Raw genomic sequence first — 22,308 nt, 5'->3', positions numbered from 1 at the left:
TTCCCATGCTACCCAAGCTAGTACAGGGCGCTCGCCAGCTTGGTGCGGGCGTCGAGCACGCGCGGGTCATTGCCTTCAAAGAGCCCAAAGAGCTCTAGCAGGCGCTCGCGTACGCGGGACTTCTCATCGCCGGCCGTTGTCTTCATCGTCTCGATGAGGCGATCGAAGGCCTTTTCTGGAGCGCCGGCTACCACTTCGGCGTCGGCAGCCCGCATTTGCTTATCGACGTCCCCCTTATCCCCCTCCGCGGCCGCAATCGGATCCTCGGTTTGGTTGGCGGGGTCGAGGCGCTTGAGCAAGACCGTGGTGTCACGCGCCTGCTTGATCTGCACATTATCGGGCTCAGATTCCAAGATGGAGTTGTAGACGTTGAGAGCGCCATCAAAGTCGCCGGCGTTCAAGAAGCTTTCTGCTTCCTGGAGCCGCGGATCCTCTTCTTCCTCCTGTGGCTGTTCCGATGCCTCATTGCCTTGCAAGCCCTTCAGCTGTGGACCAACATTCTGCACCAAGGTATCGACCCATTGCTTTAGGGCTTCTTTGGGTTGCGCGCCCTCAAAATTGGTCAGCGGCTGTCCAGCGCCCAAGGCCACGACTGTCGGCAGATTCTTAACGCCAAAGGCCTGCGCAACCTGCGGAGTAGCATCCGCATCCACGTAAGCAACCAAGAAGCTCAAGTTTCCTTGCGCGGCCAAATCCGCAAGGTCAGTCTTCAACTGCTCCGACTGGGTAGAGCGAGCAGTACCGATGAGGACCACGACCGGAACTTCCGTAGACCGGCGAACCACATCTTGGTCGAAGTTGGCCTCGGTTACCGCGAAGAAGGGTTGGATGCCGCCCGCATTTGCCTGCGGCGACTCCTGTGCCTTTTGCCGGGCCTCGGCTCGCGCCTTGACTTGGCTGAGGTCGAGCGCTCCTCCTACATAAGCATTATTTGGTGAAGTCATCTAGTCCTCCTTTGCAAGGCGGCGATTAACCGCATCTACCTTATCCGTTAGCTGGTTAGTTACGCCTTCGCGAATATCGGCCTTAACCACCAAAGAAGTGCGCGGGGAAACCGCACGCACTGCATCGGTGGCCTTCTTAATCGTGTCAAAGACCTCGTCCCATTCGCCTTCGAGCAAGGTGAACATGGCATTGGTCTCGTTGGGCAGGCCGGATTCGCGGACCACGCGCACGGCCTCGGACACAGCATCGGCCATTTCTTGGGAGTCATTATTGACCACCGCAGGGGCTACAGAAAATGCAACAATCATGCCCGCCAGTCTACCTACGCTCCCAGCAGTGGCGGTGCCAGTGCCGGCGATCGTCGCCCTGGCGGCCCACGTCCCGCGGCCAGGCAACGATGTGTGCCACCCCGGGTGGGATGTTCTGGTTACACCCCGGGCACACGTAATACTTCTGGGCCCGAGCAGAACCGATATGCCGCATGACATAGGGTTCGCCGTGCGTCCAGCTTGGCCCCTCGACCGTTTGCGAGCCGAGGAAAGTTGAGCCGTCCTTAGGCAGGGATCGGATCTCTACGGGTTTGCGCCTATTTCGCCGTGGCATTAGAACAGCCGCAATTCATTCGACTCGAGCCCACGCAGCTCTTGGTAATCCAGTACGACGCACCGAATCCCGCGGTCCTCAGCCAAGGTACGTGCCTGCGGCTTGATTTCCTGGGCCGCGAATACACCGGACACAGGGGCGAGAAGCTCATCGCGGTTAAGCAGCTCCAGATACCGCGTCAGCTGCTCTACGCCATCGATGCCACCCCGGCGCTTTACCTCAATCGCCACATTATTGTTGTTTTCATCCTTCGCCATAATGTCTACGGGGCCGATGGCGGTGGGATATTCGCGGCGCACCAGGGTGTAGCGCTCGCCCAAGGTATCAATCTGGTCCGCCAAGAGCTCTTGTAGGTGGGCCTCCACGCCATCCTTGACTAGGCCTGGATCCTCGCCCATGTCATAGGAGATTTCTTCATGAATCTCAGCAATGGTGATGCGCAACTGTTCGCCCTTAGGGTTTTCCACCAGCCACAAGACCTCGCCCGTATCTTCACCGTCGAGGTCCTCAATCGCGGACTCCTTCAGGGTGCACGGGGGTGTCATCCAGTTGAGCGGCTTATAAGCGCGGTCGTCGGCATGCACGGACACGGAACCGTCCGCTTTGACGATGAGCAGGCGGTCTGCCATCGGCAGGTGGGCATCCAAGCGGCCCACGTAATCTACTGAGCATCGGGCGATTACTAAACGCATGCTCTCTACCCTAGCGGGTGGGCCTATCGCTTGGATTGACGGGTAGCGCGCTCGCGCAATTGCCGGAAGTCAAAGCGCTGCTGGCGCTTGGATGGAGCGGCCTCGACCCACGCCCCGAAGGCCATGATGCCGTGGGCGTCGGAAGCCAGCTCATATTCTTTTCCCTTAGCCCGAAAGCGAACGACCTCGGTGGCAGCGGACATAAAAGAAGCCTCGTCATCATCAAGCGGGCGGGTGCTCACTACTTCGATGTCGAGGCGGTTGATGCGCAGATCGCAGCGCGGAGAGACAGAACGGAGCTTGAAATACTCCACGAATTCTCCTTCATAACGCAGCGAACCATGGCGCCAAGAAAGGGAATTCTTAGCCGGAACTCGGCGCAGGAGGACTGAAGTACCGCGCGATCGCACGGTGAAAAAGCGAAGCGCAGCCAGAAAAATAACTAGCAGCAGGGCCACTCCAAGGGCCCACAGAAGCACTGCAACCACCGTTGAATTCATGGGCCTTTTCACGCCATCCTCGCTCTGTGGGGAAACTGATTCTTTGGATTGTAGCGCCTTGAAGGGCCTACACGCCAATAAGAAAAGGCAAAGAAAAAACGAAGAAGGCGCACCGGCTATAAACCGATGCGCCTTAAGAGAGCAGGAAGGGCGGCTATTGCTGCCCTCTCCTACCAATCCAAGGTATTAAGCCTTGGCGCGGCGAACTGCACGCTGTGCGGCCTCGCCACGGGACTTGGTGAGCTCGTGCTCAGAAACGAAATCCTTCTGAGCCTTCTCCTCATCCACCTCATCGGACCAGATGGCCCAATCAGCGAGGACGGTGATCTTGTCCTGGGTAACGGAGAGGAAGCCACCCTGCACGGCGGCGACGCGGCGCTCGCCGTCCACTGGGTGGATGGTCACCACGCCATTATCGATCAGCTGACCGATCATTGGCTCGTGACCGGGAAGCACGCCGATCTCACCCTCGGTGGTCTCAGCCGTGACCATGGAGGCCTGTCCAGACCACAGCAGGCGCTCGACGGAAACCAATTCGGCGGTGATGTCAGCCATGTGCCTCTCCCTACTTCTCGTTCAACTTCTTGTATGCAGCCTCGACGTCGTCCAAGCCACCCAAGCCGTTGAAGGCCTGCTCTGGGTAGTGATCAAACTCGCCATCGCAGATGCGCTCGAAGGCATCGATGGTCTCAGACAGCGGCACGTAGGAGCCCGGCAGGCCGGTGAACTTCTGTGCGACGAAGAAGTTCTGGCCCAAGAAGCGCTCGATACGGCGGGCACGCTGAACGGTGACCTTATCTTCCTCAGACAGCTCGTCCATACCAAGGATGGCGATGATGTCCTGGAGCTCCTTGTTCTTCTGCAGAATACCGATGACGCGCTGTGCAACCTCGTAGTGCTTCTCGCCAACGATACCCGGCTCGAGGATACGAGAGGTAGAGGTCAGCGGGTTCACTGCTGGGTAAATACCCTTGGAAGCAATAGCACGGTCCAGCTCGGTGGTGGCGTCCAAGTGAGCGAACGTCGTTGCCGGGGCCGGGTCGGTGTAGTCATCGGCAGGAACGTAAACGGCCTGCAGGGACGTAATGGAACGGCCCTTGGTCGAGGTAATGCGCTCCTGCAGAACACCCATCTCATCAGCCAGGGTTGGCTGGTAGCCCACGGCAGAAGGCATACGACCCAGCAGGGTCGAAACCTCAGAGCCGGCCTGGGTGAAACGGAAGATGTTGTCGATGAACAGCAGCACGTCCTGGTTCTGCACATCGCGGAAGTACTCCGCCATGGTCAGGCCGGACAGAGCCACGCGCATACGGACTCCTGGCGGCTCATCCATCTGGCCGAAGACAAGTGCGGTATCTTGCAGCACGCCCATCTCTTCCATCTCCAGGAAGAGGTCGGTGCCCTCACGGGTACGCTCGCCGACGCCGGCGAAGACGGAGGTACCGGAGAACTCACGGGCGATACGGGTAATCATCTCCTGAATGAGAACGGTCTTACCCACACCTGCGCCGCCGAAGAGGCCAATCTTGCCGCCCTTAACGTACGGGGTCAGCAGGTCAATGACCTTAATGCCGGTCTCCAGAATCTCGGTCTTACCCTCGAGCTGGTCGAACGCTGGCGGTTCGCGGTGGATGCCCCACTGCTCACCATCGCGGCCGAGACCCGGCTCGTCGAGGCAGTCACCGAGGGCGTTGAAGACGTGGCCCTTGACGACGTCGCCGACCGGCACGGAAATTGGCTTTCCGGAGTCGATGACCTCGGCACCGCGGACGAGGCCGTCGGTCGGTGCCATGGACACGGTACGGACAAGGTTGTCACCGAGGTGCTGAGCGACCTCGAGGGTGACGGTCTTTGCAACAGCTTCGAGCTTAATGTCGACGTGCAGTGCGTTGTACAGGGCCGGCAGTGCCTCACGTGGGAATTCCACGTCCACAACCGGACCGATGACGCGCACGACACGACCGGCGACTGCCGAAGACTGTGCATTCTGCTCTTGCAGAGCTGTAGTCATAATCTAGTCACTTTCTGCGCTGTCAGATAGCGCGCCAGCGCCACCGACGATCTCTGAAATTTCCTGGGTAATCTGTGCCTGACGGGCCTGGTTAGCCACGCGAGAGAGGTCCTCGACCATCTCGGTTGCGTTGTCAGTAGCAGACTTCATAGCTGTACGGCGTGCAGCGGACTCGGAAGCGGAAGCCTCCAAGAACATAGCAAACAGGATACGCGAGACGTACTGCGGAAGCAGGGCTTCCATGAGCGTATCTGCGTCTGGCTCGAACTCGAATCCTGCGGCAACGTCGTCCGCAGACTCGGAGTCAGACAGAGCGGAGTCACCGAGGTGGTACTCCTCATCCTGAATAACCGGCTGAACTGGCAACAGCTGCTGAGCACGCGCGGTCTGGGTCAGCATGGACTCAAACTCGGTGTAGACAACGTGTACCTGGTCAAAGCCACGTACACCGGCGCCCTCACCCTGCGCATGCAGGCCGTCGCGGTCCTTGGTAGTGCCATGGGAACCAGCAATAAAGCCATCAATCAAGTGACGGCGCACATCGTGGGTGGTCTCCCAGGTTGGATCCTGAGAGAAACCGCCCCAGCTGCCAACTACCTCGTCCTCGCGGAACTTGTAGTGGCCGATGCCCTTATTACCAGTAACGTAGCGAACTACCTCGTAGCCCTTGCTTTCCAGGAGAGCTTGCAGCTGTGCAGCCTTCTTGAAGACGTTGTTGTTATAGCCACCGCACATACCGCGGTCAGAAGTGACCACGAGAATGGCGGCGACGTTTCCGTCTTCACGCTCACGCAGCATGTCATGCTCCAACGTAGAAGCCGCAGCCAGCTTGTTCATCATGCTGGTCATCTCAGCCGCGTACGGCTGAGAGGCCTCTACCCTAGCCTGCGCCTTGGTAATGCGCGAGGTAGCAATGAGCTCCTGGGCCTTGGTGATCTTCTTAGTCGAATTAACGGACCGGATGCGGTCACGTAGTTCGCGAAGATTAGCCATCGTTTCTCCTCCCTTCTTTAATCTAGACGGTTAGTTGTGAGTTCTGAACTCTACTTAGCCGTCTTACGGGAGACGTTGAGCTCGGTGTTCTTTACGTCGCTTTCATCCAAAGGCTCTACCGGCGCCTCGGAGCCCAGGTTGTGGCCCTCGGAGGTGCGGAAGGTCGGCTGGAAGTCCTTAGCTGCCGCAACCAATGCGTCCTTGGACTCATCGGTCAACGGCTTGCCGCCGGAAATCTGCTCAAAGACCTCTGGGGTATTGGCATTGAGGTACTCGTGCACCTCGTCCTCGAAGCGGCGGACGTCTTCAACGGGAACGACGTCGAAGATGCCAGCCTCGGCGAGGTAGATGGACACCATCTGGTACTCCACCGGCTGCGGGGAGGACTCGGACTGCTTCAACAGCTCGACCAGACGGGAACCGCGCTCCAGCTGAGCCTTGGAAGCAGCATCCAGGTCAGATGCGAATGCCGCGAAGGCCTGCAGGTCACGGTAGGAAGCCAGGTCCAGACGCAGGTTACCTGCGACCTTCTTCATACCCTTGGTCTGTGCAGCGCCACCGACACGGGAGACGGAAACACCGACGTTAATAGCCGGGCGAACGCCCTGGTTGAACAGGTCGGACTCCAAGAATACCTGGCCGTCAGTAATGGAAATGACGTTGGTCGGAATGAAGGCGCCGACGTCGTTTGCCTTGGTCTCGATGATCGGCAGGGCGGTCATGGAGCCAGCACCCATGTCGTCGGAAAGCTTTGCAGCACGCTCCAGCAGGCGGGAGTGCAGGTAGAACACATCGCCTGGGTATGCCTCGCGTCCCGGCGGACGGCGCAGCAGCAAGGAAATGGCACGGTAGGCCTCAGCCTGCTTGGTCAGGTCATCGTAGATAACCAGGACGTGGTTGCCCTGGTACATCCAGTGCTGACCCAGCGCTGCACCGGAGAACGGTGCCAGCCACTTGAAGCCGGCGGAATCGGAAGCCGGTGCAGCCACGATGGTGGTGTAATCCAGTGCGCCGTGCTCCTCAAGGGTGCGGCGCACGCCGGCGATGGTCGAGCCCTTCTGGCCGATAGCGACGTAGATGCAGCGTACCTGCTTATCCTTGTCGCCGGACTCCCAGTTAGCCTTCTGGTTCAAAATGGTATCGATGCAGACCGCGGTCTTACCGGTCTTACGGTCACCGATGACCAGCTGACGCTGGCCGCGGCCGATCGGGGTCATTGCGTCGATAGCCTTGATGCCGGTCTGCATTGGCTCTTCAACCGGCTGGCGCTGCAGCACGGACGGTGCCTGCAGCTCGAGGACGCGCTCCTCTTCAGCGTTGATTGGGCCCATGCCGTCAATCGGCTGACCCAATGGGTTAATTACGCGGCCGAGGAATTCCTCGCCCACTGGGATGGAGAGAACCTCGCCGGTCCTCTTAACCTCGTCGCCCTCCTTGAGGGACTCGAAGTTACCCAGGACCACGACACCGATGGAGTTGGTGTCGAGGTTCTGTGCGACGCCAATAACGCCGCCTGGGAACTCGAGCAGCTCATTCGCCATAACGGATGGCAGGCCAGAAACCTGCGCAATACCGTCAGCTGCCGAAATGACCACGCCGACCTCCTCACGGGAGGCCTCCGCGGAGTAGCTCGAGGTGTAGTTCGCAATCGCACTACGGATCTCGTCGGAGGAGATCGTCAGCTCCGCCATGTTCTTCCTGCTCTCGGTAGTATCTTCCAGCACTTACTTAAATCGTTTCTGTCGTTTCGGCTACGCCATCTGGGCACGCAGGCGGGCAATCTTGCCTGCCGTGGAGCCATCAATGACTTCATCGCCGACGCGGATGCGCATGCCACCGAGGAGGCTGGTGTCAACCTCAGAGTGAATGGACATCGCACGACCATAAATTTTGCCCAGCTTCTCAGCGAGTACTGCTTGCTGGCCTTCGTTTAGTTCACCCGCTGCGGTAACGCGCGCAATGGTGCGGTCCTGCAGGTCAGCTGCAGTATCGGCCAGTGCGGCTACGTCATCGATCGGGTTCTGCTCTGGGCGGGAGATGGCCTGAAGCACGAGTGCCTCAGTAAACATCGTGACCTTGCCGTAGAGCACGTTTGCCAGCAATCCGCGCTTGCGGGCGGAATCAGCAGTTCGGTCGGAAAGCAGCTGGGTGAGCTCGCCCTCACGGTCAAGGATCTGGGACAGGCGGAAGAGCTCGTCTTCTACCTGGCCCAGCTGACCCTGCGCCTCAGCACCGCGCAGCAGTGCGCGGCGGCCCAGGGACACCAAGCCCTTGACAAAGTCCTTCGGGGTGGACCACTGTGCGGCCGCAGCTTCCTGGATGATGCGCAATGCGCCACCGGAAATCTTGGAGCCGAACAGGGTCTCTGCCAGGGACTTACGTGCCTCGCTCGGGGCGGCGATATCGGTGAATGCGACGCGCAATTCGCGGTCTGCATCCAAGACATCGACAACCTCGAAGATATCCAGGCCCGCCTGCGCGGCGGTGGCGACATTGTTATCGCCTGCCAGGATCTCATCCAAGCGGGTTTGCGAGGTTGCGAGTGCTTCGCGGCTAGCTGCCTTCATAGTTGCCTACTTTCCGGCCGGTGCCACAGAGTCGAGCTCGGACAAGAAGCCATCAATGGTGGAGGACTTCTTAGAGGCGTCGGAAAGCTCGCCGCCCAGAATCTTCTCCGCCAGGTTGATGGAGTTCTGGCCCATTTCGGAACGCAGCTCAGTAACAACCTGCGAGCGGGAGGCTTCCAGCTGCTTCTCGCCATTGGCGACGATGCGGCGGGACTCTTCTTCCGCGTTGGTCTTAGCCTCGGCCTCAATCTGCTTACCGCGCTCGCGCGCCTGCTCGCGGATCTCGGCTGCCTCTGCACGGGCGTCGGCCAGCTGAGCATTGTACTTTTCCAGAGCAGCCTTAGCCTCGGCCTGCTGGGCCTTGGCACGCTTCAAGCCGCCCTCGATCCGGTCTTCACGCTCCTGCAGCATCTGGCTGTACTTCGGAAGAACGAACTTCGCGAAAATCAGCAAGATGATGGCGAACGGAATGATTGACCAGACTAAGTCGTACATCTTGGGCAGGAGGATGGAGTTGCCGCTCTCCAGCGGCAGGTGCTCACTTCCTTCTGCTGCAAGGTAGTAAATGACGTTGTTCATGGGTCTCCGTTCTTAAAGTTCGATTTACTTGTGTAAAGCGTTCTTTAGAACAGGAAGCCTGCAACGAGGCCGATGAGGGCAAGTGCCTCAACGAAGGCGATACCCAGGAACATGGTGGTACGCAGCTGGCCGGCCATCTCAGGCTGGCGTGCCATGCCCTCAACGGTCTTGCCAACGAGGATGCCGATGCCCAGGCCCGGGCCGATGGTGGCCAGGCCGTAGCCGAGGGACTGAAGGCCGTCGAAGGAGGTGGTTGCTGCGTCCTGAGCCAGGATGATCTCGTTCATGTGAAAGTCGTTCCCTTTCAATGTATATCCCGCGGGAGTGTCCTGCGGGGCGGTGTTGGTTTGATTTTGGGGTATTTAGTTAACCGCGAGGTTCGCGTTGTTGTTAGTGCGAATCTGCATGCAACGACAATTCGATGTATACCGCCGTCAGCAGGGCAAAGATATATGCCTGCAGGAAGATGACGATAAGCTCGTAAAGCGTGAACAGAACCGCTGCGACCAGGGTCAAGCCACCCACTGCGGTCCAAGCGTTGAACTGGAAGAAGAAGAAGTTCGTAGCCGAGTACAACAGGACCAAAATGAGGTGACCAGCCAGGAAGTTCGCCATAAGACGAAGAGCCAAGGTGACTGGGCGCATAACAAACGTAGAGAAAGCCTCAATCGGCACGACAAGAATGTGCAAGGCCGGCGGCAGGTTAGGAATAACCACCGAGGACTTGATGAACTTGCCAAAGCCATAGCGCTTAGCGCCGGCGTAAATCATGGCGATATACGCAACAGCTGCCAAGACGATTGGCATACCGATACGGGCGTTCGGAGAAATGTTCAGGCCCGGCACAATAGTTGTGAGGTTCCAGAACAAAACTGCAAAGAAGATAGAGGCCAAAAGTGGAAGGAAGCGACGTCCTTCCTTCTTGCCCAAGATGTCTTCTGCGATCTGAACTCGCACGAAGTCAATCGCATGCTCGCCTACGTTTTGAATTCCTTTAGGAACCAACTTGGGGTTCCTGAAGGCGACAACAAATAGGAGCACCAGCACGGCCGCCATCAGAAGGCGAACGAGCATGATGCGATCCAAAGCGAACCAACCGTTGGCAAAATCGCTCAACCAGAGGTCAACGACTCCGCCATCATCGGTTACGTGCCCCGGGAAAAATTCTGGGTCCAGTTCGGGTGCGTGGAAGCTACCCTTCATGGCCAATGTTGTAACGCTCAGCGTTCTCTCCCGTGTTCGGGCCACACAGCTTGTCGAAGGCCGTGTGGTGCGATGGACGTCTCAAACTCTCTGCCTCACACACGGACTCCGTCGCACATCAGCGTGCGCAAGACAGGGATTCACCGCTGCGAAAGCCAGCTTTTGTGCTAACCCGCGGTAACCCGAAGAAAAGCGTATCAGTTAGATCAAGAGTTTTCGCACGTGGGGGGCCACTAACGCCCCTAGTTTCACCGCTGCGGGCTCAATTCCGCCACAAATTCACAACAAAAAGGCCACATTCTGCCTAAATCCTGCTACGTGGAGTTCATCACACTTGCCTATTTCCCCACCTTGACGGGGGTAACCACAGCAGAAACGATTGCATGCACGCAAAGCAAAAGGGCCCACCACCTTTCCTTCCAGAAAAGCGGTGGGCCCCAACAAAGGCCACTTCCCTGCTACGAGACGTACGTAACCCGCGAGGTGACGACGGCCCACACCTCCGTGCCCAAAGTGGCGAAAAGGGCCAGCATGACGGTCACGAATAGCGCCACGGTGTCATAGAAATCCATATCTCGGATTACGAGAAGCACCATGACCAAGACGATGACTTTGAGCAGCCAACCGCCCAGCACCACGGCCATGGTGTTGGCAGGAGTGGTATTGGCGGTTAGCAATACCGACAAGGCGGTAAATAAGACGAAGCCGCCACCGATAGCGGCACCGACCAGGACTCCCCAAATACCGGGGAGACCACTGATACCGCCCCAGACGGCTAAGGAGACCACCGTAATAACCAGCAGGGCAAGACCACCCAGCTTGACCGCCCTTTGCATGGGACGGCGGTGGTCATCAAATTCCGAGGGTTGCGTAGTCGCTTGTGCTTCACTCACGGCTACACACCCTACCTCACGAGGGCTCAGATTCCTTCACCACGACGGTCTCTCGCGCGGCAGGCCCAATCTTTCCTTGGCGCAAAGGCACGAGGGTCGCCGCGAACGCGAGGAGCAAGGCAACGATGGTGACGCCAATGGCCACCGGCGCGGGCACGATGGAAAAGGACACCGCGCCGAAGGCTACGGCGGAGACCCACAGGTAAAGAACCAGCACGGTCCGGCGGTGGGTATGGCCGAGCGAGAGTAGGCGGTGATGGATGTGCGCCTTATCCGCAGAAAACGGTGAGCGGCCCTGGGACAGACGGCGAATGACGGCCCAGACAAGGTCTAGGACTGGAATAAACACCGCTGCGGCCACCACGATGATGGGAGACATCAAAGCGACAATGTCCACCGTGCCGTAAAGCGACATGTTGATCTTGCCAGACGCGGAAGTCGAGGCCGCAGCGAGCAAGAGACCAATAAGCATCGAGCCAGAATCGCCCATGAAGATGCGCGACGGTTCGAAGTTATGCGGCAAGAAGCCAGCGCACATTCCCACCAAGGCAGCGCTGATGATGGCCGGTGGGTAGGCCGAGACTGCACCGCCTTGGTCGTGGAGAACGGTCAAGGAAAAGACCAGAATTGCTCCGCCCGCAATCATGCCAAGGCCTGCCGCTAGGCCATCGAGGCCGTCGACAAAGTTGATCGCATTGATGAGCAGAACGGTAAAGAATGCGGTGACCAGGGTACTTTGCAATTGGTCGAGGACGACCGTGGTGCCTCCTCCAAAAGGGATGAAAAGCAGCGTCCAGGTAAGCCCCAGCCCACTCATCAAGGTGGCCGCAAAGAGCTGGCCAAAAAGCTTTACTATGGCACTGAGTTCCACCAGGTCATCGACCACTCCGACAAGCACTAGCGCCAGGGCGGCCCAGAGCACTGCATTCATCTCCGGAGTGACGGGCATAAAGCCGCGAGTCAAAGCTGGAAGCTGGGCGGCGAGGAATATTGCCGCCGCGAAGCCGGTAAACATGGCCACGCCTCCCAGGCGAGGAGTGGGCTGAGTGTGGGCGTCACGCTGGCGAATTTCCGCCACGCGGCCGGTACGCACCAGAAAGGAGCGCACCACACCGGTGGTGAGATACGTAAATGCTGCTGCGACGAGGATGACGAGGGCCAGCTCGCGCAGCGGGACACCGCTGCCGCTCACGCGAATGCCTCCTTAAGCCTGTGGGCGGGTGCGCAGGGTCTGCGCGTCGACGCCAATGACCTCGCCGATTTCCTCGGCCGAAAGCGCACCTTCGCGCAGCAGGTACGGGCGCTCGCCGGAGAGATCAATGATGGTCGAGGGCTTGCCGACGGCCGTCTCTCCCCCATCCAAGTAAACCGTCACGGCTTTACCAAGCTGCTGCTTGGCCATAAGCGCCGTGGTCGGCGGCTGGTGGCCAGAAATATTGGCAGAGGAGACAGCCATGGGGCCAACCTCGCGCAGCAACTCGATGGCGATGGGATGCAACGGCATGCGCAGCATCACGGTGCCGCGGGTATCGCCCAGATTCCACGGCAGAGACGGCGCTTGCGGAACGACAATGGACAGGCCACCGGGCCAGAAGGCCTCCACCAAGTCACGCGCAGTATCCGTATAGGAAGCAACCAGACCGCGAACGGTATCCCAGGAACCCACCAAAACCGGCACCGGCATATCCGGGCCGCGCTGCTTAGTGGCCAAGAGGTTGGCTACGGCATCATTATCAAAGGCATCGCAGCCGAGGCCATAGAGCGTATCGGTAGGCATGACCACAAGGCGACCGGATTGCGCGGCCTTGACCGCAATATTCATGCCCTCTTCGCGCTCGGCATCATCGGCGCAGTTAAAAATCTTTCCTTGCATATTCTTTTCCCCTTCCTGCCCTCAATGGTGTCTTAGTCTACTCCGCGCACCGCAGTGACAAAGCGGGGCGTTCCCGTCAGATCCTGCAGCGGGGCGATCTGTGCAAAGCCGCCGTGTCGAGCCAATGCGGCTTGGACGGCCTCGCTCGTGGAATCGTCGTGTTCGATGGCTACCTTGCCGCCGGGGCGCACAAGGCGCGCAATGGTCGGGATAAGGCCTGTAATGACCCCCATCCCATCCGCTCCGGCAAAAACCGCGTTATGCGGGTCGTGGTAGACCTCCGGTTCAAGATCCGGGGTCTCCGGCACGTAGGGCGGGTTGGTCACGAGGAGATCCACGGTCCCATTCCATTCCGCCAAAGTATCGTCGGCCGTGGCATCAGCCTGGATGACCTCTACCCCGGTGTTACGGGCATTGGCTTGGGTGTAGGCGAGGGCGGCGTCGGCAAGCTCCACTGCCTTCACCTGCGCGTCAGGCAGATAGTGGTGTAGGTAGAGCGCTAGCGCGCCCGTGCCGGTGCACAAATCAACCAGCCGCGGGCCGTCCGCATTGCGCACCGCCCAGTCCGCCATAACCTCGGTTTCCGGCCGCGGGATAAACACGCCGGGGCCCACCTTGAGCTCCAGCGGTCCGAACCAGGCGCTGCCTAGTACGTACTGCAAAGGCTCGCGGGCCTCCCGGCGGCGCAGCAGCGCATCATAGGCCACGTCGAAGCCGGGCATAGGAGCCTGATCGAGCGGGATATCCATGTGGCCGCAGTGGATGAGGTGCGCGGCCATAATGCGTGCATCCCACTCAGGGCTGGCCACCCCGGCAGCACGAAGGCGCTGCACCCCGCGGCGCAGCGCCTGTCCATACGTGTTTTCCACGCTGGTTTAGCCCTCGGCCTCGAGGCGCTCGGCGCGCTCTTGGTCCTGCAGAGCCTTAATAAGGTCATGCATGTCACCGTTCAGCACGGAGTCCAAGTTATTGGCCTTGTAACCAATGCGGTGATCCGTGATGCGGTTTTCCGGCCAGTTATAGGTGCGGATACGCTCGGAACGGTCCATGGTTCGCACCTGGGAGGCGCGCTGCTCGCCGGCCTCAGCCTCGCGGGCCTCGCGCTCCATTTGATCCAGACGGGCCTGCAGAACCTGCAGCGCACGCGCCTTATTCTGAATCTGGGAACGCTCCTTCTGACAGGTCACGATGAGCCCGGTGGGCAGGTGGGTAATACGCACCGCGGAGTCGGTGGTGTTCACGCCCTGACCGCCCTTACCGGAAGAGCGGTAGACGTCGACGCGAATATCCTTGTCATCGATATTGACGGACTCGACCTCTTCCGGCTCCGGGTAGACCAGCACGCCGGCGGCAGAGGTCTGGATGCGGCCCTGGGACTCAGTGACCGGAACGCGCTGTACGCGGTGCACGCCGCCCTCAAACTTGAATACGGACCATGCACCATCGCGCGACGGGGACTTGGAGCGGAAGGAAATCGTCATATCCTTCACCCCGCCCAAATCGGACTCATTGAGGCCCAAGACCTCCCAATTAAAGCCCGTCTTATCCGCATAGCGCTCATACATGCGGGCCAAGTCGCCGGCAAAGAGGGCTGCTTCTTCGCCGCCCGCGCCGGCCTTGATTTCCATAATGATGTCCTCGGAATCCTGCTCATCGCGCGGCGCGAGCAGGTCAGCGAGCTTTTCTTCCAAGTTCTCCACGGACTTTTCTAGCCGGTCCGCTTCTTCCTGGAAGTCATGATCCTCGTAGGCCATCTCCTTGGCATCAGCGAGATCCTCGCGCGCCTGGGTCAGCTCATCATTGACCATGATGATGGGGCGCAGCTCCGCGTAGCGCTTGGAGAGCTTGCGGAATTGCTTCTGGTCGCCGGCTACTTCCGGATCGGCCATCTGCATCTCAATGCCCTGGTACTCGGACACGATGTCATCAACGAGTGAAACCTGATTAGACATAATCTTCTTCATCCTTATCCGCAGCCATCGGGGCCGAGGAGGCCACCTGCATCAAGAACTCGCCATTGGAGCGGGTCTTCTTCAGCTGCTTAATGAGCAGGTCAATGGCCTGGTGGGAATCCAGGGCGGAGAGGATGCGACGCAGCTTGGTCATGATGCGTGCCTCCTCTGGAACGAGCAGCAGCTCGTCCTTACGGGTGCCGGACGGGTTGACATCCACGGCCGGGAAGACGCGGCGCTCGGAGATGCCACGATCCAGCTTCAGCTCGGCGTTGCCCGTGCCCTTGAATTCCTCGAAGATGACTGTATCGCCGGTAGAGCCGGTCTCCACCATGGCGGTGGCGATAATCGTCAGCGAACCGCCCTCTTCGATATTGCGGGCGGCACCCAGGAAGCGCTTTGGTGGGTAGAGCGCATTGGAGTCCACACCGCCGGAGAGAATGCGGCCAGAAGCCGGGGAAGAATTGTTATAAGCGCGGCCCAGGCGGGTAATGGAATCCAACAGGACCACGACGTCCTTGCCCTGCTCCACCAGGCGCTTGGCGCGCTCGATAGCCAGCTCCGCCACGGAGGTGTGCTCTGATGGCGGGCGGTCAAAGGTGGAGGCAATTACCTCACCGTTGACGGAGCGCTGCATGTCCGTAACTTCCTCAGGACGCTCGTCTACGAGGACGACCATGAGGTAGCACTCCGGGTTATTGGTAGAAATCGCGTTGGCGATATTCTGCAGAATCGTCGTCTTACCGGCCTTTGGCGGGGAGACAATAAGCGCGCGCTGGCCCTTACCAATCGGCATGATGAGGTCAATGACGCGGGTGGTGAGGATCTTCGGATCCGTTTCCAAACGCAAGCGCTTATTCGGGTACAGCGGGGTGAGCTTATTAAAGTGCGGGCGCTGCTTTGCGCCTTCCGGATCGATGCCGTTGACGGTATCGACCTGTACCAGCTGGTTGTACTTGCGGCGGTTGCGGCCATTGCCGTGCGTATGCGTCGGGCCGGAGACCTTGACCTGGCCGGTGATAGCGTCACCAGAGCGCAAGCCCAGGCGGCGGACGATGCCGTTGTTCACAAAGACGTCGGAAGCCGCGGCACGGTAGCCCGTGGTGCGCAGGAAGGCGACATTATTGTCTACGACGTCCAAGATGCCGCCGACGGCCTGCAGCTCATCGCCCTCGCGGACCTGCAAATCGTTGCCGCCGTTATTGTCATTGTTATTTCCGCGGCCGCGGCGGTTGCGGCGGTTGCGGCGCCCACGGCGGTTGCCGCGCTCGTGGTTATTGTTGTCCTCATGGCGGTTGCCGCGCTGCTTATTATCGCCGCGGTCATTCTTCTCGCCCTGACTATCGGAGCCGTCCTGGGAGTTTTTGTCGCGGCTGTCCTTAGTGCCGCCCTGCTCCTCGTTGCGGTTGCGCTCCTCGCGCTCTTGGCGTTCCTGGCGCTCCTGACGCTCTTGGCGGCGGGCGCGGTTGCGGCGAGCGCGGCGGGCCTGGGAGCGCGACTCATAGCGCTGCTCCTCACCAGAGCCCTGCTGGCGATTATCCTTCTTCTCGCTGGATTCTTCCTGCTTTTCCGCCTTGTGCGGCGCTTCATCCTGCGCCTTATTGCGCGGCTTATCTGCCTTCTCAGGCTTCTCTGCCTTGTCCGCCTTTTCTACCTGAGCGGCCTTTTCCACCTTGGCCTTGGCCTTAGGCGGAACCTGTCCGGTCTTGATGGCGGTGATGAGATCCCCCTTGCGCAGGGCAGAGACACCACGTAGGCCGCGCTCTGCGGCCATTTTGCGCAATTCCGGCAGCTTCAGGGATGCAAGATCCTGTGCTGCGGTGTTGTCCGTTTCGCTCACGGATATCCTTTCGTTGCTTGACCAGGTCCGATTATGCGGGAGCCGCCGCAGCCTATGCTCGCGGCGTTGCACTGGAAGCCAATGTGTATTTTTCTAGGACTTCTCGCCCTCGTGCCAAGGCGCATGCGCGTCCTGCCGGGCAATAAGTATGAGGCCTCTTCCGTGTCCTCGAGGAGACTTCGCACAGCTAGTGCGCGAACCGGAAGAAATCAAGAAACGACTGCGGGCAAAAATACTTCTCTGGGCCCGAATGCATAGGAAAGGGGAGCTAAAACTTTCCGGTTTCCTACCAGTCGCGAACAAGTATAACGCATAGGGCGCAACGCCCGCACCATGACACCGCTACAGTAGAGGCATGCTTTCCACGATGATGGATATCCCCCTCTCCCTGACCCGCATTTTGGAATACGGTGCCTCGGTACACGGGGACACCACGGTTACCACCTGGCACGGTGAGGGCACCGGCTCGGAATTCGATCCGGCCGAGGAAGTTACCTTCCGCGATATCGCCGCCCGCGCCGCCGCGTTCGCCCACGCCATTCACGATGAATTGGGTATCACCAGCGATGAGCGCGTGGGCAGCTTTATGTGGAATTGCGCCGAACACTTGGAGGTAATGTTCGGCACCGCCTGCAAGGGCGCGATTTTTGCCCCGCTGAATAAACAGCTGATGAATGACCAGATTCGCCACATTATTAACCATGCGGAAATCTCCGCCATCGTCTGCGATCCCCGCCTGGCGCAGCAGCTGGGCAAGGTGCTCATGGGCACCAACTCCGTGGGAAGCGTCATCATCACCGGCGCCCAACCAGCGCAGCAATTTGCCCACCTTTTCCCCCGCGGGGTTGAGGTGTATTCCTATGAGGCTCTTATCGACGGCCGCTCAACCGTCTATGACTGGCCCGAACTAGATGAGCGCACGGCCGCGGCGCTGTGCTATTCCACGGGCACCACGGGCGCTCCCAAGGGAGTGCTGTATTCGCACCGGTCCCTCTACCTGGAGGCCATGCAGCTGCGTTCCTCGGACTCGCTGTGTATTACCCACGGCGAGACCTTCCTGTGCTGCATTCCTATCTGCCACGTGCTCAGCTGGGGCGTTCCCTTCACCTGCTTCATGACGGGCACCCCGCTGGTGCTTCCCGACGCCGACGTGTCCGCCCCCACCCTTGCCAAGGCCATCGCCGCTACTTCTCCGCGCGTGGCACACGGCGTGCCCACCATCTGGATTCAGCTCTTTGTCCACTACATGCATCATCCACCAGAGCGCATGACACTCACCGAGATTTACGCCGGCGGCTCCCCCGTCCCGCCGACGCTGATCAAGATGTGGGAGGAGCGCTACGGCGTCGATGTGGTCCACGTGTGGGGCATGGTGGAAACCTCCACCGTGGGCAGCGTTGCCCGCCCGCCCCAGGGTGCCTCCGGCGATACCCGCTGGGCCTACCGCGTATCCCAAGGCCGCATCCCCGCCTCGCTGGAATACCGCGTGGTCAATGATGGGCAAGTCGTCGCTCGCACCGACCGCAATGCCGGCGAGCTGCAGGTGCGCGGCAACCTGGTCACCGGTTCCTACTACCACTCGCCCACCGCTGAGCCGGGCGAAATCGCCTCCGAATTCCGCGGCAGACAAGTCGAGGCCGCGGAGGATAAGTTCACCGCCGATGGCTGGCTGCGCACTGGCGACGTCGGCTCTGTGACCAAGGATGGCTTCCTTACCGTGGAGGACCGCGCCCGCGATGTCATTCGCTCCGGCGGCGAATGGATCTATTCCGTGCAGCTAGAAAACCTCATCATGTCTGACGAGCTTGTCGTCGAGGCCGCCGTGATTGGCTATCCCGATAAGCAATGGGTCGAGCGCCCACTCGCCGTCACAGTATTGGCCGAGGGCGCCTCGCCCACCATCGAGACCGCGGAGCGCCTGCGCGCCAGCATGCGCAAGGAGCTGCCAAGCTGGATGCTGCCGGAGTATTGGACCTTTGTGAAGTCCATCGATAAGACCTCCGTGGGCAAGTTCGATAAGAAAGATTTGCGCGCCCACCTGGCAGAGGGCGAGTACAACATCATCCGGCTCAAAGGACCGGGTGAATCCCAGCGCCTCGATGCCACCAACGCCGCCGATTTAAGCCGGGAAAACTAGGAATAAATTGGCGTCAGTCGCCGTAGCAGCTTGGTGTACCTCGTCCCCTCTCTTAGACTGGCACCAATGACCCCTTCCTCCCAGCAGCCCGTGGTTTCCCTGCCCCTGCCTACCGTGGGCCGAGCGAAACCGCCGGCGGATCTGCCTGCACCGGCCGCTGATGGCACGCGCGCACTGGTGGATCGCTATGGACGCCAAGCCCGCGACCTGCGCGTCTCCCTCACGGATCGCTGCAACCTGCGCTGCACCTACTGCATGCCGGCCGAAGGCTTGGAGTGGATGCCCACAGAGCAAACCTTGAGCGATGAGGAAACCATCCGGCTGATCCGGATAGGCGTCGACAAGCTGGGCATCCGCCAAGTACGCTTTACCGGCGGCGAGCCCCTGCTGCGCAGGTCGCTGGAGAAAATTATTGCCGCGACCAAGGAGCTGCGCACCGACCAAGGCCGCTCCCCATCCACCGCGCTGACCACCAACGGGCTTGGCCTAGAAAAGCGCGCCGGCGCCCTCGCCGCGGCCGGGCTCGACCGCATCAATATCTCGCTCGACACCATCGACCGCGAGCGCTACGCCGCACTCACCCGCCGCGACCGGCTCGACCACGTGTTGCAGGCCATCGCCGCCGCGGATGCCGCGGGCCTGCATCCCATCAAGATCAACGCCGTGGTCATGCCCGGGGTCAACGAAGAAGACATCGTTCCACTGGCGGACTATGCCGTCCACCACGGCGCCCAGCTCCGTTTCATCGAGCAGATGCCGCTTGGGCCACGCGAGCAGTGGCGCCGCGAGGACATGGTCACGGCCGAAGATATCCTCGCCCGCCTGCGCACCCACTTTTCCATGGCGCCGGCGCGCGAGCCACGCGGTTCCGCCCCCGCCGCCCTGTGGGAGGTCAGCGCTCCGGATGGCACGCGCGGCACGCTGGGCATCATTGCCTCGGTCACCCACCCCTTCTGCGGCGATTGCGACCGCACCCGACTTACTACCGATGGCGCCATTCGCAATTGCCTCTTTGGCAATTCCGAAACCCCACTGCGAGACCTGCTGCGCTCCGGCGCGAGCGATGAGGACATCATGGAGGCTTGGGCCGGGGAAATGTGGACCAAAAAGCCCGGTCATGGCATTGATGACGAGGGCTTTCTCCAACCAGACCGTCCGATGTCCGCCATCGGCGGCTAACCTGAATCTTATGTCCACGCCCCGCAGCATCTCCGCGCACCTCGACGCCGTACTCGCGCTGGCTTCCACGCCGCCGGCCGAGTCCGCGCCCGTCGACGCCTCCCTCATCGGCCGCGTCCTCGCCGCCGACGCCACCGCGCGCTTCCCCGTGCCGCCCCATGCCAATTCGGCGATGGATGGCTTCCTCGTCCATGCCGCGGATATTTCCTCCTCCGCGCCATGGACCCTCCCCGTCGCCGGCGATGTACCGGCCGGCGCGGCTCCCATCGCTGTGCCCGCCGGCCACGCCGTTCGCATCATGACCGGCGCCCCGGTTGCCGATACCGCAGGAATGCTCGTCATTCCCGTGGAAAACACCACCACCCCGGCCGGCCCGGTAGCACTTCCGGACGAGGCCACCATCACGGAGGCCCCCACCAAGGCACATATCCGCCCCGCCGGCGAGGACATACAGCCCGGCGCGCCAGTCGCCACCGCCGGCACGCTTATCGACGCCGCCGTCATCGCCGCCCTCACCTCCTCCGGCGTATATACCGTTACGGCCTACCGGCGCCCACGCATCGCGGTCATCTCCTCCGGCGAAGAACTCGTCTCTTCCCCAGTAGAGCTCGCCCCCGGCCAACTACCGGATTCCAATGGCCCGATGCTCGCTGCCCTCTCCGGCGCAGATACGCACGTGCACGTGGGCGACAACCCCGCCGAGCTGTCCGCTGCGCTCGATCAGTTGTCCCCGTCCCACGACCTCATCCTCACCTCAGGTGGAGTGTCAGCCGGCGCCTTCGACGTCGTGCACACCGTACTCGGGCGCACGGATTCCGCGTGGTTTGGGCACGTCGACCAGCGCCCGGGTGCCCCGCAGGGCTACTCCCTGTGGAATGACACCCCGGTGCTGTGCTTGCCCGGCAATCCCGTGGCAGCCTTCGTCGATTTCCAGCTTTATGCCCGGCCACTTATCGCCGCACTGTCCGGTCACCCCGCGCCACGCCAGCGGGTCAACCTGCACGCTCGAGTGGAGTCTCCCCTTCCCGCCTCCCGCGGCCGGCCGACCATTGTTCCCGTCACCGTAGACTTTCAGGCAGCGCCCGCCATCACCTCGCACCTACCCCACGGCAGCCACCGCGTGGTGTCGCTGGCCGGCACCACTGGCTTTTGCCTCATCGACTCCGAGCCGCCGGCCATGGGCGAGGACATCACCGTTTATCTGTATTAAGGAGCAACCATGGAATTTACCCACCTGAACTCTGACGGCGCCGCCTACATGGTCGACGTCACCGAGAAGCAGCCCACGGTGCGCACCGCCACCGCTGAGGGCGAGGTTGCCTGTTCTCCGGAGGTCATGACCGCTTTGCGCGATGGCACTGTACCCAAGGGCGATGTCCTCGCGGTAGCCCGCATTGCCGGAATCTCGGCCGCCAAGAAGGTCCCCGAGCTGCTTCCACTGGCACATACCATCGGCGTACACGGCTGCGCAGTGGAGCTCACGCTTGCCGACGACCACGTTTCCATCTCCGCAACCGTCCGCACCGCCGACCGCACCGGCGTGGAAATGGAGGCGCTGACGGCCGTAAACGTATCCGCGCTCGCGATCATCGACATGGTCAAGGGCGTGGACCGCTCCGCGTATATCCGCCGCTGCGGAATCGTGGCGAAATCCGGCGGCCGCTCTGGGGACTGGTCCCGCACCCTCCCGGAGTCCTAATGCTCGGCGCGGTCATCCTCGCCGGCGGCCACGGCAGGCGCATGGGCGGCGCCGATAAAGCCTCCCTTTCCGCCCACGGCACGCGCTTTATCGACCGCCTGCTCGCCCAGCTTCCCTACGGCACCCCGACCGTGGCCGTCTCCCCGCATCGCCTCGGCCTGCCCCAGGTGTGCGAGTCACCGCTCTACGGTGGTCCCGTCGCCGGCATCGCGGCCGGCGCACAGGCGTTATCCCATTGCTCCGAGCTCGCCCTCTTCGCCGTGGATGCCCCCGATTCGCCGCTACTGCTTCCCCGTCTGTGCTCGGCCCTCGCCTCCTCCTCGGCCGATGCCGTACTCACCCGCGCCGCCGACGGCTACCTCCAGCCGCTGTGTTCCCTCTGGCGCGCTCCCGCGCTCCGCACACAGCTCGAGTCCCTTCCTACGACCCGGAACGTCTCCGTCCGCCGCCTCATCCGTGGCGCCAACTTCATCGAGATTCCCGGCACCGGCTCTGAACGCGACTACGACACCCGTGCGGAGCTGCGCGAGGTTCCTGCGTTCCCTCCCCACACCGCCCTTCGCGCTCACCGGCAGCCGCTCGGCTAGTCCTCCACTTCCGCCGGTGACCGCCAAGGGAGAAGTCTCCGCCTCCCCTCCCTTC

The 22,308-nt window shown here is 61.0% G+C and carries 24 protein-coding genes; 5 read left to right on the top strand and 19 right to left on the bottom strand.

Features of this window, described 5'->3' with window-relative positions; translation table 11 throughout:
* Positions 1 to 17: 17 nt before the first annotated feature.
* From MHY24_RS01490 to rho, 19 genes are all read right to left on the bottom strand, one after another.
* Positions 18 to 944 (bottom strand): tetratricopeptide repeat protein, encoded by a 927-nt coding sequence (locus tag MHY24_RS01490; RefSeq protein ID WP_239228097.1) that lies wholly within the window; start codon positions 942 to 944, stop codon positions 18 to 20.
* Positions 945 to 1,253, bottom strand: a complete 309-nt coding sequence (locus tag MHY24_RS01485) for a thiamine-binding protein (RefSeq protein ID WP_005323373.1) — start codon at positions 1,251 to 1,253, stop codon at positions 945 to 947.
* A 10-nt stretch (positions 1,254 to 1,263) separates the two neighbouring features.
* Entirely contained in the window at positions 1,264 to 1,548 is a 285-nt protein-coding gene (locus MHY24_RS01480) for a hypothetical protein (protein ID WP_234447200.1), read from the bottom strand.
* Positions 1,548 to 2,240: an endonuclease NucS gene (nucS, locus tag MHY24_RS01475; protein WP_179386385.1), complete on the bottom strand. Its 693-nt coding sequence runs from the start codon at positions 2,238 to 2,240 to the stop codon at positions 1,548 to 1,550. The genes MHY24_RS01480 and nucS overlap by 1 nt, the downstream gene beginning before the upstream one ends.
* Before the next feature lie 23 nt (positions 2,241 to 2,263).
* Positions 2,264 to 2,740 (bottom strand): DUF2550 domain-containing protein, encoded by a 477-nt coding sequence (locus MHY24_RS01470; protein WP_239191476.1) that lies wholly within the window; start codon positions 2,738 to 2,740, stop codon positions 2,264 to 2,266.
* A 186-nt stretch (positions 2,741 to 2,926) separates the two neighbouring features.
* Entirely contained in the window at positions 2,927 to 3,295 is a 369-nt protein-coding gene (locus MHY24_RS01465) for a F0F1 ATP synthase subunit epsilon (protein ID WP_239228096.1), read from the bottom strand.
* 10 nt (positions 3,296 to 3,305) lie between these two features.
* Positions 3,306 to 4,751: a F0F1 ATP synthase subunit beta gene (atpD, locus tag MHY24_RS01460; RefSeq protein WP_049361377.1), complete on the bottom strand. Its 1,446-nt coding sequence runs from the start codon at positions 4,749 to 4,751 to the stop codon at positions 3,306 to 3,308.
* Between the two features lie 3 nt (positions 4,752 to 4,754).
* Positions 4,755 to 5,744, bottom strand: coding sequence for a F0F1 ATP synthase subunit gamma (locus MHY24_RS01455; protein WP_239228095.1), 990 nt, complete (start codon positions 5,742 to 5,744; stop codon positions 4,755 to 4,757).
* 50 nt (positions 5,745 to 5,794) lie between these two features.
* Positions 5,795 to 7,435: a F0F1 ATP synthase subunit alpha gene (atpA, locus tag MHY24_RS01450; protein WP_023021750.1), complete on the bottom strand. Its 1,641-nt coding sequence runs from the start codon at positions 7,433 to 7,435 to the stop codon at positions 5,795 to 5,797.
* 60 nt (positions 7,436 to 7,495) lie between these two features.
* Entirely contained in the window at positions 7,496 to 8,311 is an 816-nt protein-coding gene (locus tag MHY24_RS01445) for a F0F1 ATP synthase subunit delta (RefSeq protein ID WP_204609411.1), read from the bottom strand.
* A 6-nt stretch (positions 8,312 to 8,317) separates the two neighbouring features.
* Positions 8,318 to 8,890: a F0F1 ATP synthase subunit B gene (locus tag MHY24_RS01440; RefSeq protein WP_049361380.1), complete on the bottom strand. Its 573-nt coding sequence runs from the start codon at positions 8,888 to 8,890 to the stop codon at positions 8,318 to 8,320.
* Between the two features lie 44 nt (positions 8,891 to 8,934).
* Positions 8,935 to 9,177, bottom strand: a complete 243-nt coding sequence (locus MHY24_RS01435) for an ATP synthase F0 subunit C (protein WP_049361381.1) — start codon at positions 9,175 to 9,177, stop codon at positions 8,935 to 8,937.
* 103 nt (positions 9,178 to 9,280) lie between these two features.
* On the bottom strand, positions 9,281 to 10,093 hold the full coding sequence (gene atpB, locus MHY24_RS01430; RefSeq protein ID WP_049361382.1) for a F0F1 ATP synthase subunit A: 813 nt from the start codon (positions 10,091 to 10,093) through the stop codon (positions 9,281 to 9,283).
* Between the two features lie 458 nt (positions 10,094 to 10,551).
* Positions 10,552 to 10,929, bottom strand: a complete 378-nt coding sequence (locus MHY24_RS01425; protein ID WP_218840748.1) for a hypothetical protein — start codon at positions 10,927 to 10,929, stop codon at positions 10,552 to 10,554.
* A gap of 73 nt (positions 10,930 to 11,002) precedes the next feature.
* The gene (locus tag MHY24_RS01420; RefSeq protein ID WP_239228094.1) at positions 11,003 to 12,178 is read right to left on the bottom strand and encodes an MraY family glycosyltransferase; all 1,176 of its coding nucleotides are present in this window, start codon (positions 12,176 to 12,178) and stop codon (positions 11,003 to 11,005) included.
* A gap of 12 nt (positions 12,179 to 12,190) precedes the next feature.
* Complete coding sequence (locus tag MHY24_RS01415) at positions 12,191 to 12,859, bottom strand: L-threonylcarbamoyladenylate synthase (protein WP_005327639.1); 669 nt, start codon at positions 12,857 to 12,859, stop codon at positions 12,191 to 12,193.
* 32 nt (positions 12,860 to 12,891) lie between these two features.
* Complete coding sequence (gene prmC, locus MHY24_RS01410; RefSeq protein ID WP_239228093.1) at positions 12,892 to 13,728, bottom strand: peptide chain release factor N(5)-glutamine methyltransferase; 837 nt, start codon at positions 13,726 to 13,728, stop codon at positions 12,892 to 12,894.
* Between the two features lie 6 nt (positions 13,729 to 13,734).
* Positions 13,735 to 14,811: a peptide chain release factor 1 gene (gene prfA / locus MHY24_RS01405; protein WP_239228092.1), complete on the bottom strand. Its 1,077-nt coding sequence runs from the start codon at positions 14,809 to 14,811 to the stop codon at positions 13,735 to 13,737.
* Positions 14,804 to 16,651, bottom strand: coding sequence for a transcription termination factor Rho (gene rho, locus MHY24_RS01400; RefSeq protein WP_204609421.1), 1,848 nt, complete (start codon positions 16,649 to 16,651; stop codon positions 14,804 to 14,806). The genes prfA and rho overlap by 8 nt, the downstream gene beginning before the upstream one ends.
* Before the next feature lie 355 nt (positions 16,652 to 17,006).
* On the opposite strand from rho, the gene MHY24_RS01395 reads away from it, so the two are divergent.
* From MHY24_RS01395 to MHY24_RS01375, 5 genes are all read left to right on the top strand, one after another.
* A complete protein-coding gene (locus MHY24_RS01395; protein ID WP_239228091.1) occupies positions 17,007 to 18,788 on the top strand; it encodes a long-chain fatty-acid--CoA ligase in 1,782 nt (593 codons plus the stop codon).
* 66 nt (positions 18,789 to 18,854) lie between these two features.
* On the top strand, positions 18,855 to 19,967 hold the full coding sequence (moaA, locus tag MHY24_RS01390) for a GTP 3',8-cyclase MoaA (RefSeq protein WP_239228090.1): 1,113 nt from the start codon (positions 18,855 to 18,857) through the stop codon (positions 19,965 to 19,967).
* Positions 19,968 to 19,977: 10 nt separating this feature from the next.
* A complete protein-coding gene (locus MHY24_RS01385; protein ID WP_239228089.1) occupies positions 19,978 to 21,177 on the top strand; it encodes a molybdopterin molybdotransferase MoeA in 1,200 nt (399 codons plus the stop codon).
* Between the two features lie 9 nt (positions 21,178 to 21,186).
* Positions 21,187 to 21,666, top strand: a complete 480-nt coding sequence (gene moaC / locus MHY24_RS01380; RefSeq protein ID WP_198492889.1) for a cyclic pyranopterin monophosphate synthase MoaC — start codon at positions 21,187 to 21,189, stop codon at positions 21,664 to 21,666.
* Positions 21,666 to 22,253, top strand: coding sequence for a molybdenum cofactor guanylyltransferase (locus MHY24_RS01375; protein ID WP_239228088.1), 588 nt, complete (start codon positions 21,666 to 21,668; stop codon positions 22,251 to 22,253). Before moaC ends, MHY24_RS01375 begins: the two co-directional genes overlap by 1 nt.
* The last annotated feature ends 55 nt before the right edge of the window (positions 22,254 to 22,308 follow it).

It is taken from the genome of Corynebacterium sp. ACRPQ (assembly GCF_022347225.1).
In the GTDB taxonomy this organism is placed as follows: Bacteria; Actinomycetota; Actinomycetes; order Mycobacteriales; family Mycobacteriaceae; genus Corynebacterium; species Corynebacterium tuberculostearicum_D.
Note: the sequence above shows the minus strand (reverse complement) of the source record. Positions and strands in the feature narration are given on the sequence as shown.

Excerpts from the sequence above, each read along its gene's own strand:
- MHY24_RS01490 (WP_239228097.1), bottom strand. The coding sequence starts at position 944 with ATGACTTCACCAAATAATGCTTATGTAGGAGGAGCGCTCGACCTCAGC.
- MHY24_RS01485 (WP_005323373.1), bottom strand. The coding sequence starts at position 1,253 with ATGATTGTTGCATTTTCTGTAGCCCCTGCGGTGGTCAATAATGACTCC.
- MHY24_RS01480 (WP_234447200.1), bottom strand. The coding sequence starts at position 1,548 with ATGCCACGGCGAAATAGGCGCAAACCCGTAGAGATCCGATCCCTGCCT.
- nucS (WP_179386385.1), bottom strand. The coding sequence starts at position 2,240 with ATGCGTTTAGTAATCGCCCGATGCTCAGTAGATTACGTGGGCCGCTTG.
- MHY24_RS01470 (WP_239191476.1), bottom strand. The coding sequence starts at position 2,740 with ATGAATTCAACGGTGGTTGCAGTGCTTCTGTGGGCCCTTGGAGTGGCC.
- MHY24_RS01465 (WP_239228096.1), bottom strand. The coding sequence starts at position 3,295 with ATGGCTGACATCACCGCCGAATTGGTTTCCGTCGAGCGCCTGCTGTGG.
- atpD (WP_049361377.1), bottom strand. The coding sequence starts at position 4,751 with ATGACTACAGCTCTGCAAGAGCAGAATGCACAGTCTTCGGCAGTCGCC.
- MHY24_RS01455 (WP_239228095.1), bottom strand. The coding sequence starts at position 5,744 with ATGGCTAATCTTCGCGAACTACGTGACCGCATCCGGTCCGTTAATTCG.
- atpA (WP_023021750.1), bottom strand. The coding sequence starts at position 7,435 with ATGGCGGAGCTGACGATCTCCTCCGACGAGATCCGTAGTGCGATTGCG.
- MHY24_RS01445 (WP_204609411.1), bottom strand. The coding sequence starts at position 8,311 with ATGAAGGCAGCTAGCCGCGAAGCACTCGCAACCTCGCAAACCCGCTTG.
- MHY24_RS01440 (WP_049361380.1), bottom strand. The coding sequence starts at position 8,890 with ATGAACAACGTCATTTACTACCTTGCAGCAGAAGGAAGTGAGCACCTG.
- MHY24_RS01435 (WP_049361381.1), bottom strand. The coding sequence starts at position 9,177 with ATGAACGAGATCATCCTGGCTCAGGACGCAGCAACCACCTCCTTCGAC.
- atpB (WP_049361382.1), bottom strand. The coding sequence starts at position 10,093 with ATGAAGGGTAGCTTCCACGCACCCGAACTGGACCCAGAATTTTTCCCG.
- MHY24_RS01425 (WP_218840748.1), bottom strand. The coding sequence starts at position 10,929 with ATGCAAAGGGCGGTCAAGCTGGGTGGTCTTGCCCTGCTGGTTATTACG.
- MHY24_RS01415 (WP_005327639.1), bottom strand. The coding sequence starts at position 12,859 with ATGCAAGGAAAGATTTTTAACTGCGCCGATGATGCCGAGCGCGAAGAG.
- prfA (WP_239228092.1), bottom strand. The coding sequence starts at position 14,811 with ATGTCTAATCAGGTTTCACTCGTTGATGACATCGTGTCCGAGTACCAG.
- MHY24_RS01395 (WP_239228091.1), top strand. The coding sequence starts at position 17,007 with ATGCTTTCCACGATGATGGATATCCCCCTCTCCCTGACCCGCATTTTG.
- moaA (WP_239228090.1), top strand. The coding sequence starts at position 18,855 with ATGACCCCTTCCTCCCAGCAGCCCGTGGTTTCCCTGCCCCTGCCTACC.
- MHY24_RS01385 (WP_239228089.1), top strand. The coding sequence starts at position 19,978 with ATGTCCACGCCCCGCAGCATCTCCGCGCACCTCGACGCCGTACTCGCG.
- moaC (WP_198492889.1), top strand. The coding sequence starts at position 21,187 with ATGGAATTTACCCACCTGAACTCTGACGGCGCCGCCTACATGGTCGAC.
- MHY24_RS01375 (WP_239228088.1), top strand. The coding sequence starts at position 21,666 with ATGCTCGGCGCGGTCATCCTCGCCGGCGGCCACGGCAGGCGCATGGGC.